The organism is Rhodoferax sp. TS-BS-61-7, assembly GCF_002943465.1.
GTDB lineage: Bacteria > Pseudomonadota > Gammaproteobacteria > Burkholderiales > Burkholderiaceae_C > Allorhodoferax.
This window is the reverse complement of the sequence record NZ_PTQY01000001.1, coordinates 765,277-779,264: the sequence shown is the minus strand read 5'-3', so window position 1 is coordinate 779,264 and position 13,988 is coordinate 765,277. Positions and strand designations below refer to the sequence as shown.

Here is a 13,988-nt window from a genome sequence, read left to right as displayed (position 1 = left end):
CCATGCGTTTAACTGTGAGCATGGCCGCCACCTGCGCGGCCTGGGCCCTGGCCGCCAGCGGGGCTGCAGCCGGTACCCTGGAGGTGCTAGTGCTGGACCGCGATGGCAAACCCACGCCCGATGCGGTGGTGATCGTCACCCCCAGCGGCAAAGGCCAGCCCAAAACACCGCTGCCCAACAGCGCGGTGGTGAACCAGGAGAAGCAGCAGTTTGTGCCCGCTGTCACCGTGGTGGCCGTGGGTGCCCGCGTGCGTTTCATCAATAGCGACCCGTGGAACCACCATGTGCGTGTGGGCACGGCTGGCGCTGCGGTGGGCGCGTCAGACGGGCAATCCGCCCTGCTGGAAGGCAAGGCCGAGGGCAAACCCGCCAGCGCCGCCGTATTCACCATGGACAAACCCGGCGCCATGGGCGCAGCCCTGCTGGGCTGCTTCATCCACAGCCGCATGGGCGGCGCCATCTACGTGGCCGATTCGCCTTGGACGGTGAAGACCAACAGTGAGGGCGTGGCCGTGCTGGAGGATGTGCCGGAGGGCGCCGCCAGCATCAAGGTCTGGCACGCCGCGCAGCTGGTGGAGAAAACGCCGCTGCTGGTGAATGTGTCGGGCGCACCCGCGAAGGTGACGTTTCAGCTGGACGTGGCGCCACGGCGGCGCAGCTGATCTTGCGTGGGCGTGGCGCTTAGGGGCCGGGTGCCAAAAGCAACCCGCGCCACTTCCACTCCAGGCTAGCCAACCTGCCGACAAACAGCGCCTCTGCGAGCAGATGTGCCATGCCAAAAAGTGTGGCCGTACCTGCCCAGTGCACAGCCAGCCCCACGCACACCAACGCCCACACACCGTTGGCGACGATCAAGGCGTTGAGCAGGATTGGTGTGCGCGTGCGGCGGATGGCTAGTGACAACGAGTAGCTCGCGTAGAGCACGTTGGCGACGCCAATGAATACCAAGAGGTCTGTGGGCATGCCGTACAGCGCGGCCAGCCAGTCCAGCAGTAACAACATGGCGACACCGGCGAGGGCACCGGCGATACAGTCAATCCAGAGCAGGTTTTTCATGCTGTTTGGCTTTGCAAGTTTTTGTCCCATTGTCTTTGTTGGCATCCATCAACCGCACTCGCAGAGTTGGGGCTATGGGCTCTCGCCGATTTCTGGGCGTTTGACAGTATGAGGCGGGGGCCCATAGCCCCGGCTCTGCGCGCCCACACAGCCCGACAGAAGCTAAGAGCAAAAAGCGCTATCAATTCAGTAGCTGCTCGCGCAATATTCACGGGCGCTAGAGGCCTAATTCTTATAAATCCAGCCGGAACGTTGCACCCCGGTGGCCCTTCACAACATCTTCTGAATCAGCGCGCCCTTGAACAGCACCGGCCCGGTCGGCCCAGTCTCGCTGGGCACGCCGCCTTTGGGCTCCAGACTGATGGCCAGGGTGGGTACTTCGCGCACATCGCTCTCACCGGCGGTCAGGCGCAGCAGCTTGTCGCTGCCCAGCACGCCGAGTGACTTGGGGCCGCCGGAGGGGGGCAGGGCCCAGAGTTGCAGGGAGCGGTCGCCGGCTTCCTGGTAGGCGCCCACGCGTTGCAGGGTGAGCTTTTTGGCCTTGGGGTCGAAGGTGACGAGCATGGACGCGGCCGACTTGTCGTCGGCCAGCACGGCCACGTATTCGATTTGCGGGGCGCTTTGCAACTGGGTTTGCAGACGCGCAATCTCGCCACCCAGTTCCTCGCGCATGCCAATGCCCACCGATACGGCGGCGATGGTGGCAAAGGCACCGGCCGCGGTGGCGGTGCGCCACACGGTCAGGCTGCGCAGCCAGCCACCCAAGCCGGGGGGGGCTGCAGACACAGTAGCGGCTTGCGCGCGCACGGCTTGCTGGGCAGCGCTTTGCTTCTCGCCCTGCACCAGGTTGTCAATGCGCGTCCACACCGCGCCGCTGGGTTGGGCTTGCGGTTGCAGTTCGTTGAGGCTGGCCAGGCGGCTTTGCCAGATGAGGGCGGCGGCGCGCACGGGGGCTTGCTCGCGGGCCATGGCTTCAAAGCGGCGGCGGGCGCCACCGCGCAGGGTGCCCAGCGCGTAGTTGCTGGCCAGGCGGTCCAGCAGTTCGGGGTGTTGCATCAGGTTCATGCCGGGCTCCTTAGGCAAAACGCGCCATGCACAGGCGCAGTTGGTCCAGCCCGCGGCGGATCCAGGTTTTGACCGTGCCCAGCGGCAGGCTGAGTTGCTGGGCTAGCTCGCTGTGGCTCAGGTCGCGCACATAGGCCAGGCTCACCACCTCGCGTTGTTTGTTCTCCAGCTTGCCCAGGCACTGGTGCAGGGCCCAGGCCTGTTCGCTGGCTTGCGCCGTGTCCATGGGGGTGGGGCCGTCGCCAGGCAGGGTGTCGGCCAATACCTCGTCCAGCTCGTCGGTGAGGTGGCTGCGCTCGGCAGCGCGGCGGCGCAGCATGTCCAGGCCACGGCTGCGCACGATCAGGCCCAGCCAGGCCATGGGGGGGCTCAAGCTGGCGCGGTAGTCGGCGGCAGAGCGCCATATGGTCAAAAACGCTTCCTGCAACACGTCTTCGGCCAGTTCGCGCTGGGGCACCACACGCAGGGCCAGGCCATAGAGTTTGCTGGCGCATTGGTCGTACAGGGCTTTCAGCGCAGCCTCGTCCTGGTGGGCAATGCGGTCCAACAGGACGATGAGCAGGGCGTCGTGGTTGTCGGTGGTCATGCTGCCATTGTCTTGCATGCGTGGTACCGCAGTGGGGCGCTGCGGCTTGCGCACAAAGCTGCGTAGCTTGCTATGAAAAGAGGAGCTGCTCGCGCTGTTTGCACGGGGGCTAGAGGGCAAAAACATGCTGAATTACCAGGGTTGCAAGCCAACAGGGCTTGTACTGGGTACGCAATGCGGGCGCCGCCGGATTCAGCCAGGGAATGCCCGACTGTGGCGCGGGGGCAATCTGAATCCAGTGGGGCGCGGACTGCGTATTGGCAACGTGGGACGTTTTTTTTCGTTCCCTACGGTCTCCCTCGTTTCCGCCCTTACCGATGCAAAGGACAACACCATGGCGCCCCTGACTCACCCCCCGTCTGCGGTTTCTGCCCAGGCTTCACGCAGTGCTTGCATGGGCCGTACGGGCATGTGGCCTGTGGGCGCTTTGTCTTTTGGTGCGTGAGCGGCCGCATGCGATGGCCTGTGGGTTTGCTGCTGGGCTTGTTGGGTCTTGGCATTGCAGCCCAGGCCCAGTCGGTGGCGCGCGGGCAAGCGCTGTTTGAGAGCCGCTGCACAGCCTGTCACAGCCTGGACGCCAACCGCGCGGGGCCCGCTTTGCGTGGTGTGCTGGGCCGCGCGGCGGGCAAGGCCAATGGCTATTTTTATTCCGAGGCCATGGCCGCGGCCACCCATGTGTGGGATGTGCCCCAACTCAAGGCCTGGCTGACCAACCCCGAAACCGTAGTGCCCGGGCAAGACATGAACTACCGCCTGGACATGCCCCAAGACCGCGACGACATGGTGGCCTACCTCGCTTCCGTATCGCCCGCACCTCCCATTTCCCCCATTTCCTCCACCCCCAGAAAGTAGAACCATGAAAACACGTACCGCTTTGTCCCTCTTGCTCGTTGCTGGTCTGGCCGCTTGTGCTAACCAGCCCATGCGCGCACCGTTTAACCAAGACAGCCTGCCCGCCGCCGTGAAGGTGCCCACAGGCCACACCGTGGCCATGGAAACAGCCGCCGCAGGCGACATTACCTACCAGTGCCGCGCCAAGAAGGACATGGCCGGCCAGTTTGAATGGGTGTTTGTGGGGCCAGCCGCCGGCCTGAAGGACCGCAGCGGCAAGACAGTGGGCAAGTACTACGGCCCGCCCGCCACCTGGGAGAGCACCGACGGCTCCAAAGTGACCGCAACCCAAGTGGCCGTGGCCCCCAATGGCGACGCCAACATTCCGCTGCAACTGGTGAAAGCCAACCCCGCCACGGGCATGGGCGCCATGCAAGGCGTGAGCTACATCCAGCGCGTGGCCACCGTGGGTGGCATTGCCCCCAAGGCCGCGTGCGCCCAGGCCAACGAAGGTGCCCAGCAAGTGGTGCAGTACCAGGCGGACTACATCCTTTACAAAGCCATGTAAGCGCTGCGCCGTGGTCAGGCACGGAAGGTGCTGCGTCCAAGCTGCAATATACTGTTCTTAAAAACAGTATTTGCATTTTGAACAGGGAGCCCTTCCATGCTTGACGACACCACTGCGCCTACCGGCCTGTTTGCCGACGACACCCAGGTCACCCGCTGCGTGTGGTGCCGTGCCACGCCGCACTACCAGCACTACCACGACCACGAGTGGGGCTACCCGGTGGCCAGCGACACGCGCCTGTTCGAAAAGATTTGCCTGGAAGGGTTTCAGGCAGGCCTGAGCTGGCTCACCATCCTGAACAAACGCGAGGGTTTTCGCGCGGCGTTTGCCGGTTTTGACATGGACAAGGTGGCCACCTTTGACGACGCCGACGTGAAGCGCCTGGTGCTGGACGCCGGTATCGTGCGCCACCGCGGCAAGATTGTCTCCACCATCAACAACGCGCAGAAGGCGATGGAGCTGCGTAAGGAGTTCGGCTCGCTGGCCGCCTATTTCTGGCGCTTCGAGCCCGAGGCCACCACGCGCCCCAGCCAGATCACGCGCCAGACCCTGAGCGGTATCACCACCTCAGCCGAATCCATTGCCCTGTCCAAAGACCTGCGCAAACGCGGTTGGAGTTTTGTCGGGCCCACCACCATGTACGCCTTCATGCAGGCCATGGGCCTGGTGAATGACCACCTGGAAGGCTGCCACGCGCGCGAACGTGCGCTGCAGGCGCGCCAAGTTTTCAAGGTGCCGACGCGCGCATGACGCGGCAGGCGGTGTGGCCCTAAGCCTGGGCCAGTGCCGCCCGCAAATTCTCCACACTGCCGTACAAGGCATTGCCCTGCAGCAGCCGGTCGCCCGCGGCGCTGTGCACCACCAGTGCCGGCACGCCTTGCGCGCGGTGCTGGCGCATCAGACGCTGCGCAGCTGATACGCGTGCAGCGTGGGCTTCGTGCAAGTCGGCATCGGGGTTCAGCAGGCGTTCGGCCGCCGCGGCCAGGCCCTGCGTGCGCAGCAGCTGCGCCACCACCTCCGCATCGGCCGTGTCCAGGCCCTGCACATAACGCGCCTCTTGCAGCACCTTCAGCGCTTCCAGCTCGCGGGCCGGCTCCGTCAGCGCCACGGCGCAGAGCGCCAGCGTGCTGGTGGTGGAGTCAAAGCGGCTGCCCAGCTTGCCCAGCACGTTGGCGCGGTAGGCCTCGGTGAATCGCTGGCCGGTGAGCTTGGCAATGCGCTGGTCGTTGGACCAGGCGTAGTCGGCAAACGCCGCATCCATGGTGCGCCCGCCGCCAGAAAACATGCCGGTGGGCGCCAGCGCCAGCGAGACCGATGCGTCTTGCGCCAGCTGCTGGATGGCAGGGGCGGCGCCGTAACACCAGCCGCACAGGGGGTCGAACAAATAGGTGACTTGGGTTGACATGGATGTGTGCTTTTCGGGGTCAGGGTGTGGGGTGTTGTGCAAGTGCTGTTTCAAACAGCGCCAGTTCTTCTTCCAGCGTGCCACGGCTGCGGAAGTGGCGGTTGGCGCGGTCGTACCAGTTCTCTGCGTCTTCCAGATCGCCTTCCTGCAGGTGCAAGATGCCGTGCAACCAGGCGCCCAACATGGAGCCATCTTTTTGCACCAGGTCGTGCGCAGCGTTCCAGCGCCCGGCGCGCAGGTCTTGCAACACTTGGTGAAGAATGGTCATGGTGGGCTCCTGGGTGCAAGCAGTGTGCCTGCGTTACGGGCTGGTGACGGGGTTTACCACTTCATCTCGCCAGTGTTGACCTTGGCGCCAATGTCCAGCGACAGGGCACCGTCCGTCAAGGCCGGGTAGGCCTGTTTCATCGCCGGGATCAGCGTGGCGCTGGTTTTATTCACGGCCAGGTTCTTCTCAAAGGTCTGCAGGTAGTCCTTGGTGAAGCTGATGGCACTGGCGTCCACCTGGGTGCCGGCCTTCATGTGGCCGGGGATTACCAGCGTGGGCTTCAGCGCGGCCATCTCGTCCAGCTGGGCCACCCAGGCGGCGCGCTCGGCGGCGGTCTGCGTGTCGGCGGTCCAGACATGCATGTTGCCGAACACGCCGATGTTGCCCACGATAGTCTTGATGGACGGAATCCAGGCATAGGGGCGGTGGGCCAGCAGACCCTGCGTGCCGCGGATCTCGATGGTCTGGCCTTCCAGCGTCAGCGTGGTGCCTTCCAGTGCGCGTGGCACCACGGGTTTGCGCGGTGCATTGGCGCCCATCTTGGGGCCCCAGAACGCGACCTTGCCAGCCAGCTTGGGCGACAGCTTCGCCAACACGGCGGGTGTGCTCACCACATCGGCCTGGGGGAAGATTTCTTTCAGCGCTTCCACGCCAAAGTAGTAGTCCGGATCGGCCTGGCTCACGTAGATGGTGGTGAGCTGCTTGCCGCTGTCCAGCACGTTGGCGGCAATGCGCAGCGCGTCGGCGCGGGTGAAGCCGGCGTCGATGACGATGGCGTCTTTCTGGCCATAGACCAGGGTGGAGTTGACGTTGAAGCTGTTGCCGTCGGCGTTGTAAATCTTGACGGTGAGCGGCTGCTGGGCGTGGGCAGAGGTAAAAGCGATGGCCAGAGAGGCGGCAATAACGGTGGTGCGGATCATGGAGAGCTCCTGAAGGTGGATGGGACGCTGTGAGAACATCCCGTCAGCGTTGGAGTGAACTTTAGTTTCAATAATCGCGCAGATAAACCCGATAATTTGCGCATTACTGTTTCATAAAGTGCGCAAATCATGGACCGACTGACCGCCATGCAGGTGTTTGTGGACGTGGCCCAGAGCGGCAGCTTTAGCGCCACGGCCGACAAGCTGGACATGTCCCGCGCCATGGTGACGCGTTATGTGGGCGCGCTGGAGCAGTGGCTGGGCGCGCGCCTTCTGCAGCGCACCACACGCAGCGTGACGCTGACCGATGCAGGCGAAAGCTGCCTGCGCCGCAGCCAGCAGATGCTGGCGCTGGTGGAAAACGTGGAAGAAGAAACCAGCCACCACGGCAGTGCGCTGCGCGGCCAGCTGCGCATCACCTGCAGCATGTCGTTTGCCTACGCCCAGCTGGCGGCGGCGGTGGCAGAATTTTTGGCGCAGCACCCGCAGCTCAAGATCGACCTCAACGCCAGCGAAGGCGCGCTCAACCTGGTGGAGGCGCGTATTGACCTCGCCATCCGCATCAGCGCGGAGCCGGACCCGGCGCTCATCGGCCGCATGCTGGCGCCCTGCACCTCGGTGTTGGTGGCGTCGCCCGCGTATCTGGCGCAGCACGGCACGCCGCAGCTGCCGGCCGACCTGGCCACGCACCGCTGCCTGACTTATGCCAACTTTGGCAAAAGTGTGTGGAAGCTGCAGCGGGGCGACGAGCATGCAGAGGTGCGCGTGGGCAGCCACTTCAGCGCCAATGAAGCCACGGCGCTCATGTGTGCGGCCCTGGCCGGTGGTGGTGTGGCCCTGCAACCCACCTACCTGGCCAGCCCGCACCTGGCCGATGGCCGCCTGCAGGTGGTGCTGCCGGACTGGGCGTTGCCCGACATGGCGATCTATGCGCTCTATCCCTCGCGCAAGCATTTGTCGCCTGCGGTGCGGGCCTTGCTGGACTTTTTGGTGGCACGTTTTGCCACCGTGCCCTGGTAACAAGTTTGGTAAAGGGGCGCAAATTCACCCGTTTGGGGGATAGGCATGTGGGGGGACACCCCCGCAGAATGGACGTGACGGCAGCACACACTGCCAAACGGACCAATTGGCCTCTCAACCCCCTGCGGGAAAAGCCTTGTGAAACCGATCTGGCAACGATTGATTCAGCGTTTGGGCGCACACAACCACCGTGAGGTCATTGGGCTTCTGGGCGGGCTGCTGATTTGCATTTGGGGTTTTGTCGGGTTCTGGTCCTGGTGGGAGTACACCAACACCATGAGCTCCAACACCCGGGTTCTGCAGCAGCTCACCGCCGCTGTGCAGGCGCAGACCCACAGCCTGTTCAAGCAGGCGGAGTCGCTGCTCATCGTCACCAGCCACTGGATGGCCGACCACCCCAACCAGGACCCCTCCAAAAGCCCCGATTTCATTGCCCAGGTCAACAAGCTGCGCAAAGCCTCGAACGGATTGCTCGATGTGCGCTTGGTCACGAAAACGGGGGAAGTCCGTTTTGTGCCTGACCAGGGGCAGGGGCAAAACGTCAACGTGGCGGACCGCGATTATTTTCTGGCCCAGCGCGATCCGAAAACCCGTGGCCTGTTCATCGGGCAGCCCCTTTTGGGGCGCGTCAACAAAAAGTGGGTGATCCCCATCTCGGCCCCGGTGGAGCGCGCTGGTGGTGATGTTGCGCTGGTGCTGGTGATCATTGAGCTGGAGCGTATTGACAGTGTGTTTGACGCCGAGCGCATCAAACCGGCGGGCACGATTGGCATGGTGCGCACTGATGGCACGGTGTTGTTTCGTAGCCCCATGGACCCCAAGACGATTGGCCAGTCGATTGCCAAAGGCCAGGCCTGGGGCAATTACATGAGCGTGATGGCCAAGGGGGTGTATGAATCGGCGGTCAGCCTGTTTGACAACCGGCCCCGGCTGGTGACGTTTTCGCGGGTCGACGACTACCCGCTGGTGGTGTACGTCAGCGCCAGCAAAGAGGACCTGCTGGCACCCTGGCGGCGGCACACCACCATCTTCGCCGCCTTGGCCGTATTGCTGTCCATCGTCAGCCTGGCCATGAGCTCCGCGCTGATGCGCGCCCTGACGCTCTCGCGCCGTTCTGAGGCCATCATCCATTCCACCGACGAGGCCATCGTCGGCAAGTCGCTGGACGGTGTCATTACCAGTTGGAACCCGGGAGCCGAACGCATGTTTGGCTACGCGGCCGCCGAGATGATTGGCCAGCCCATTCTGCGGTTGTTGCCTGCGGAGCGGTTGGGGGAAGAGGCCGTCATTCTGGAGAAAATTCGGCGCGGCGAAGGGGTAGAGCACTTCGAGACGGTGCGTGTTTGCAAAGACGGGCGCGAGATCAATGTCTCCGTCACCATCTCGCCGATTCGCAACAGCTTTGGTCACCTGATTGGGGCCTCCAAAATTGCCCGCGACATCACCGCCCAGAAGATGGCCACCCGGCAATTGCGGCTCACCGCCAGCGTGTTCAACAACACGGGTGAGGGCATCATGATCACCGACCGGGCCGGCCTGATTGTGGAAGTGAATGAGGCGTTCACCCGCATCACGGGCTACAGCCGCGAAGATGTTTTGGGCAACGACCCCGGTATGTTCCGCTCCAGCCGGCAGGGGCCGGAGGTGTTCCAGAACTTGCGCCGCGCGCTGCTGCGGCAGGGCGAGTGGAAGGGCGAGATGTGGAGCCGCCGCAAAGATGGCGAGGCCTACTCGGCTTGGCTCACGGTGAGCAAGGTGCGGGGCAGCTCGGGCAAGGTGCGCAATTACGTGGCGCTGTTCTCCGATGTGACCGTGCTCAAGCTGCAACAGGAAGAGCTGGAGCACGGCGCCCACTTTGATGCGCTGACCGATTTGCCCAACCGCCTGCTGCTGTCAGACCGCCTGCACCAGGCCATGACCATGTGCCAGCGCCATGGCCGGAGCCTGGCCGTGCTCTACCTGGACCTGGACGGCTTCAAGGCGGTGAACGACCAGTTTGGTCACGAGGCGGGCGACGCCTTGCTGGTGGCCGTGTCGCAGCGCATGCAGGCTGCGCTGCGCGATGTGGACACCCTGGCCCGCATGGGCGGCGATGAGTTTGTGGCAGTGCTGACCAATGTGGAAAACATCCAGGATTGCATCCAGATGGTCACACGTGTGTTGCTGGCCTGCTCGGAGCCGGTGCATATTGAGGGGCGCGATCTGAAGGTGACCGCCAGCATCGGCGTCACCATGTACCCGCAGGACAACGCCGAGGCCGAGCAGCTGATGCGCCACGCCGACCAGGCCATGTACGAGGCCAAACAAGGCGGCAAAAACCGCTTTCACATGTTTGACTCCGCCCAGGACGCCGAGGTGAAGAGCCGCAGCCTGCTGCAGGAGCTGATTGCACTGGGCATTGCCCAGCGCGAGTTTGTGTTGCACTACCAGCCCAAGGTGAATATGCGTACCGGCGCCATCGTCGGGGTGGAGGCGCTGATCCGCTGGCAGCATCCCCAAAAAGGGCTGCTGTCGCCCGATGCGTTTCTGCCTTCCATCGAAAAACACCCGCTGAGCGAAGCCCTGGGTGCCTGGGTGGTGAATGACGCGTTGCGGCAAATGGGCGTGTGGAACGCGCAAGGCCGGACGCTGCCGGTGAGCATCAACATTGCGGCGCGGCAACTGCAGCACCCGGACTTTGCCCAACACCTGGCCGGGCTTTTGGCCAAACACCCTGAGGTGGACGCCAGCCATGTGGAGCTGGAGGTGCTGGAGACCAGCGCGCTGAGCGACCTGAACTCAATTACCACCACCTTGCAAGATTGCCACCGCCTGGGTGTGCGTTTTGCGATTGACGACTTTGGCACCGGTTACTCCTCGCTCACCTACCTGCGCCATTTGCCGGTGGAAGTGCTCAAGATCGACCGCAGTTTTGTGCGTGACATGCTGGACGACCAGAACGACCTGTCCATCGTCAACGGCGTGATAGGCCTGGCCGCGGCCTTCCACCGTGAGGTGATTGCCGAGGGCGTGGAGAGTGTGGCCCACGGCCAGCGCCTGATTGAACTGGGCTGTCACCTAGGGCAGGGCTATGAGATTGCGCGCCCCATGCCGGCCGACCAGGTGCTGGCCTGGTGCGCCACGTGGAAGCCCCCGGTGGAGTGGACAGTCAGAGCCCACGAAGCGGCGGCGCAGGCCGGTTAGCTACTGTTTTAATAGCTGCTCGCGCATATTTTGCGGGGGCTAGAGGCCATTTTCGCAGTATTTTCCGCAGGTGGCTGACGCCGCAAGCCGTGTGGCAACTGGTGAGTTAGCTGTGATTCAGATGGATATCGATTTTCCCTGTCCCACGTCGGGCCGCTGCCCGGTATCCGGCAGAATGGTATTGGTACAAAAAAGCATTTATCAACTGCTTAAGCATTCAACACATTTCTAAGGGAGTATTCCGTTGGCTCAAATTACCCGGTACCCAGTGTTTGCCCATCTGCGTGGCGAGCCCAACCAGTACATCCTGCACTATTCGGCGGGTCAGATTACCCGTGAGGGGCAGGGTGCCGCATATTGGTTTCGGCCGCTGTCTGCATCTGTGGCGCAGGTGCCAGTGGAAGACTGCAGTGCCACTTTCATTCTGGCGGAGCGCAGCGCCGACTTTCAGGAGGTGTCTGTTCAGTGCACGGTGGTGTACCGGTTTCAAGATCCGCGCCTCGCGGCCAGCCGCATCAACTTCAGCCTGTCGCTAGCGACGGGACAATGGGTGGAGGACCCTCTTGAAAAGGCATCCCGGCTCTGGAACCAGCGGGCGCGGCCAGCGGTCCGCTCGTACTTGGCAACTGTTCCAGTGGCAGATGCCATTCGGACTGGCCCCGTTGCATTGGGGCACGCGTTGGGGGACTCACTGGGTGAGGATGCTGAGCTGGCGGCCATGGGCTTGAGGTTGGTCAGTGTGCAGGTTGACCAAGTGACAGCAACTCCCGAGGTGCGCAAAGCGCTGGAAACACCAACACGGGAAGCGATTCAACAAAAAGCAGACGAGGCAGTCTTTGAACGCCGCGCTTTGGCTGTAGAAAAGGAGCGCGCAATCAAACAGAATGAGCTGTCGACGGAAATTGAATTGGCCCGTCGTCAGGATGAACTGATTCGCCAGCAAGGTAGCAATACTCTGCGAGAAGTGGAAAGTGCCTCTGCAGCGGAGCGCGCCCGTCTGGATGCAGAACTGACACGCCAGAAATTGGTAACCGAAAGTGGTGTCAACGATCTAAAACTTAAGACGGAAGCCGAAGCGGCTGCTCGCAAAGCCATGGCAGATGCTGAAGCGACCAGTACCCAGTTGGTTGGGCACGCCAATGCCGCGTCTCGCAGGGCGATGCTGGATGCAGAAACAGAGGCCGAGATCCGTGGGCTAGCGGCTTGGAAGGATGTCAGTCCCGAAGTCGTGGCTGCGCTGGGCTTTAAATCCCTGAGCGAAAAAATTACCAAAATTGGCGACGTGCATTTGACGCCAGACCTGGTGGGCGACTGGCTTGGCAAATTGCTCAAGAGCAAGGCGGTGGGTGCCTTGCCCAGACCGGCTGGTGGGGTTAAAGAAACGGACGCTGCTTGAGTTTGGGTGTGTCTACCAGTCTGCCGCGCGTTGTGCTGGTCACGCGCCCGACTATGCTGGAATCCATGGTGGAGCGCTATGGCACGCGAGGGCAAGTAGAGTTTGTCCTGCGCCAACGCGGGCAGACGGTGGGGCTATTGGAGGATGCGCACCAAAAACAGATGCACGCTCTGGCAGAGGTGACGGGGAAATTACCTCCCGACCAACGACGTTCGCACATTGAGCGCTCAGACTTGCCGCAATTCTTGTTTGCTCCCGATGACGTGGTGGTGGTGGTCGGTCAGGATGGTTTGGTGGCTAATGTCGCCAAATACTTGCAAGGTCAGCGAGTTTTAGGGGTGAATCCTGACCCGGAAACCTATGACGGTGTGCTGTGTCGGTTGCGTGTGGAGCAGACCCGCCAGGCAATCGCCTGGGCTGCAGGCAATCCCGGCGGTTCTGCGCGCGCGTTCGAAATCCAGTCTCGCACCATGGCGGAGGCGCGTCGTGACGATGGCCTGCGTCTTTTGGCTTTGAATGAGATTTTTATGGGACACCGCAGCCACCAGTCCGCACGGTATGTATTACTGGCAGGTGACCGGCGAGAGCGGCAAAGTTCTTCTGGGCTTATTTGTGCCACGGGTACGGGAGCGACCGGATGGGCACGCTCCATCACCATGCAGCGGAACATGGACCATTCGCTGCCCGCGCCCTCCGATGACCAACTGGCTTGGTTTGTGCGCGAACCATTTCCTTCTGTCAGTACCGGCATCAGTCTGGATTTCGGGTCTGTGGACAAAAGTGAGCGCTTGGAGGTGATTTCGGAAATGGGGGAAGGAGGAACGCTGTTTGCCGACGGTATAGAACAGGACTCCATGGAGTTCCTGGGACCTCAAAAGGTCACTATTTCCGTGGCCGATGAGCGTCTGGAGCTGGTGATTCCGCAGGTGGCGGCCTCTTAACTTCTGGGTACACCGCTGTGGCGGCGTAATTTCAGGCAGCTTGCAGAGCTATCAATTGAGTAGCTTTTTGCGCATATTCCACGGGCGTTTGATGTCTACTGGATGCTCATGTTCAGTGCAGGTATTCAACCACCAGCAGTGCCTTGGCCAGACCCTTGCCGGTATTGCGGATGGCGTGTTGCACGTCCACCGCGTAGCGCGCGCTGTCGCCCGCTTTCAGCACCTTGCTACTGTCGGCCGCTTGCACGGTAAGCGTGCCGCTCAGTACTGACAAATGTTCACGCGCCCCCGCCTCGTGCGGTTCGGACGCCAGCACACCACCGGCCTCCACCGCCAGCTCGTACCACTCCACCTTGCCGGCCAGCGCAATGGGCCCAAGGATGCGCAGAGTGCACTTGCCGTCCGGGCTGGTGGTGACCGGGATGCTGTGCGCGGCCACCAGTTCCACCGTGGGGGCGGCCTTGTCGGCCACGCCACCGGCCAGCAGGTCGGTCAGGTTGATACCCAGTGCGGTAGCCAGGCGCCACAACACGCCTACCGTGGGGTTGGCCTGGTTGCGCTCCACCTCGGACAACATGGATTTGGACACCCCCGCGCGCTTGGACAGTTCGTCCAGCGAGAGTTGTTGCGCCTTGCGGATCTCCTGCAGCTTGGAGCCGACGGCCGGTGGGCCGTCGATGAGGGGACTGGAGGAGGGGACTTGCGCCATGGTGGTTTTGGTCGTTAAAATGGATTTTTGTTCGATATAC

At 62.7% G+C, this 13,988-nt stretch carries 15 protein-coding genes; 8 read left to right on the top strand and 7 right to left on the bottom strand.

Annotation, left to right across the window (positions count from 1 at the left end; all coding sequences use genetic code 11):
• The first annotated feature begins 2 nt into the window (after positions 1–2).
• Complete coding sequence (locus C5F53_RS03715; RefSeq protein WP_236635195.1) at positions 3–662, top strand: plastocyanin; 660 nt, start codon at positions 3–5, stop codon at positions 660–662.
• Positions 663–681: 19 nt separating this feature from the next.
• Here C5F53_RS03715 and C5F53_RS03710 read toward each other — a convergent pair whose 3' ends face one another.
• The 3 genes from C5F53_RS03710 to C5F53_RS03700 all read right to left on the bottom strand — a co-directional run bounded on the left by C5F53_RS03710 (position 682) and on the right by C5F53_RS03700 (position 2,725).
• Positions 682–1,056, bottom strand: coding sequence for a hypothetical protein (locus tag C5F53_RS03710; RefSeq protein WP_105259952.1), 375 nt, complete (start codon positions 1,054–1,056; stop codon positions 682–684).
• Positions 1,057–1,326: 270 nt separating this feature from the next.
• Positions 1,327–2,121: an anti-sigma factor domain-containing protein gene (locus tag C5F53_RS03705; protein WP_105259951.1), complete on the bottom strand. Its 795-nt coding sequence runs from the start codon at positions 2,119–2,121 to the stop codon at positions 1,327–1,329.
• A gap of 10 nt (positions 2,122–2,131) precedes the next feature.
• On the bottom strand, positions 2,132–2,725 hold the full coding sequence (locus C5F53_RS03700) for a sigma-70 family RNA polymerase sigma factor (RefSeq protein ID WP_105260393.1): 594 nt from the start codon (positions 2,723–2,725) through the stop codon (positions 2,132–2,134).
• A 435-nt stretch (positions 2,726–3,160) separates the two neighbouring features.
• Here C5F53_RS03700 and C5F53_RS03695 point away from each other — a divergent pair, with 435 nt between their 5' ends.
• The 3 genes from C5F53_RS03695 (at position 3,161) to C5F53_RS03685 (ending at position 4,856) form a co-directional block, all read left to right on the top strand.
• Positions 3,161–3,559, top strand: coding sequence for a cytochrome c family protein (locus C5F53_RS03695; RefSeq protein WP_105259950.1), 399 nt, complete (start codon positions 3,161–3,163; stop codon positions 3,557–3,559).
• Between the two features lie 4 nt (positions 3,560–3,563).
• Positions 3,564–4,106: a DUF3455 domain-containing protein gene (locus C5F53_RS03690; RefSeq protein WP_105259949.1), complete on the top strand. Its 543-nt coding sequence runs from the start codon at positions 3,564–3,566 to the stop codon at positions 4,104–4,106.
• Between the two features lie 96 nt (positions 4,107–4,202).
• Positions 4,203–4,856, top strand: coding sequence for a DNA-3-methyladenine glycosylase I (locus tag C5F53_RS03685; RefSeq protein ID WP_105259948.1), 654 nt, complete (start codon positions 4,203–4,205; stop codon positions 4,854–4,856).
• 19 nt (positions 4,857–4,875) lie between these two features.
• Here C5F53_RS03685 and C5F53_RS03680 read toward each other — a convergent pair whose 3' ends face one another.
• The 3 genes from C5F53_RS03680 to C5F53_RS03670 are packed head-to-tail and all read right to left on the bottom strand — an operon-like array spanning position 4,876 to position 6,699.
• On the bottom strand, positions 4,876–5,511 hold the full coding sequence (locus C5F53_RS03680) for a DsbA family protein (protein WP_105260392.1): 636 nt from the start codon (positions 5,509–5,511) through the stop codon (positions 4,876–4,878).
• A 19-nt stretch (positions 5,512–5,530) separates the two neighbouring features.
• The gene (locus tag C5F53_RS03675; protein WP_105259947.1) at positions 5,531–5,779 is read right to left on the bottom strand and encodes a hypothetical protein; all 249 of its coding nucleotides are present in this window, start codon (positions 5,777–5,779) and stop codon (positions 5,531–5,533) included.
• 53 nt (positions 5,780–5,832) lie between these two features.
• Complete coding sequence (locus C5F53_RS03670) at positions 5,833–6,699, bottom strand: MBL fold metallo-hydrolase (RefSeq protein ID WP_105259946.1); 867 nt, start codon at positions 6,697–6,699, stop codon at positions 5,833–5,835.
• Between the two features lie 129 nt (positions 6,700–6,828).
• Here C5F53_RS03670 and C5F53_RS03665 point away from each other — a divergent pair, with 129 nt between their 5' ends.
• The 4 genes from C5F53_RS03665 to C5F53_RS03650 all read left to right on the top strand — a co-directional run bounded on the left by C5F53_RS03665 (position 6,829) and on the right by C5F53_RS03650 (position 13,239).
• Positions 6,829–7,719 (top strand): LysR family transcriptional regulator, encoded by an 891-nt coding sequence (locus C5F53_RS03665; RefSeq protein ID WP_105259945.1) that lies wholly within the window; start codon positions 6,829–6,831, stop codon positions 7,717–7,719.
• A 276-nt stretch (positions 7,720–7,995) separates the two neighbouring features.
• Complete coding sequence (locus C5F53_RS03660; protein ID WP_146097285.1) at positions 7,996–10,902, top strand: EAL domain-containing protein; 2,907 nt, start codon at positions 7,996–7,998, stop codon at positions 10,900–10,902.
• Positions 10,903–11,146: 244 nt separating this feature from the next.
• Positions 11,147–12,298: an SPFH domain-containing protein gene (locus C5F53_RS03655; RefSeq protein WP_161499880.1), complete on the top strand. Its 1,152-nt coding sequence runs from the start codon at positions 11,147–11,149 to the stop codon at positions 12,296–12,298.
• An 8-nt stretch (positions 12,299–12,306) separates the two neighbouring features.
• Positions 12,307–13,239 carry a hypothetical protein gene (locus C5F53_RS03650; protein ID WP_105260391.1) on the top strand — a complete coding sequence of 311 codons (933 nt, stop codon included), beginning with the start codon at positions 12,307–12,309 and terminating at the stop codon, positions 13,237–13,239.
• A 112-nt stretch (positions 13,240–13,351) separates the two neighbouring features.
• On the opposite strand, the gene C5F53_RS03645 is transcribed toward C5F53_RS03650, so the two are convergent.
• Complete coding sequence (locus C5F53_RS03645) at positions 13,352–13,948, bottom strand: helix-turn-helix domain-containing protein (protein WP_105259942.1); 597 nt, start codon at positions 13,946–13,948, stop codon at positions 13,352–13,354.
• Between the last annotated feature and the right edge of the window lie 40 nt (positions 13,949–13,988).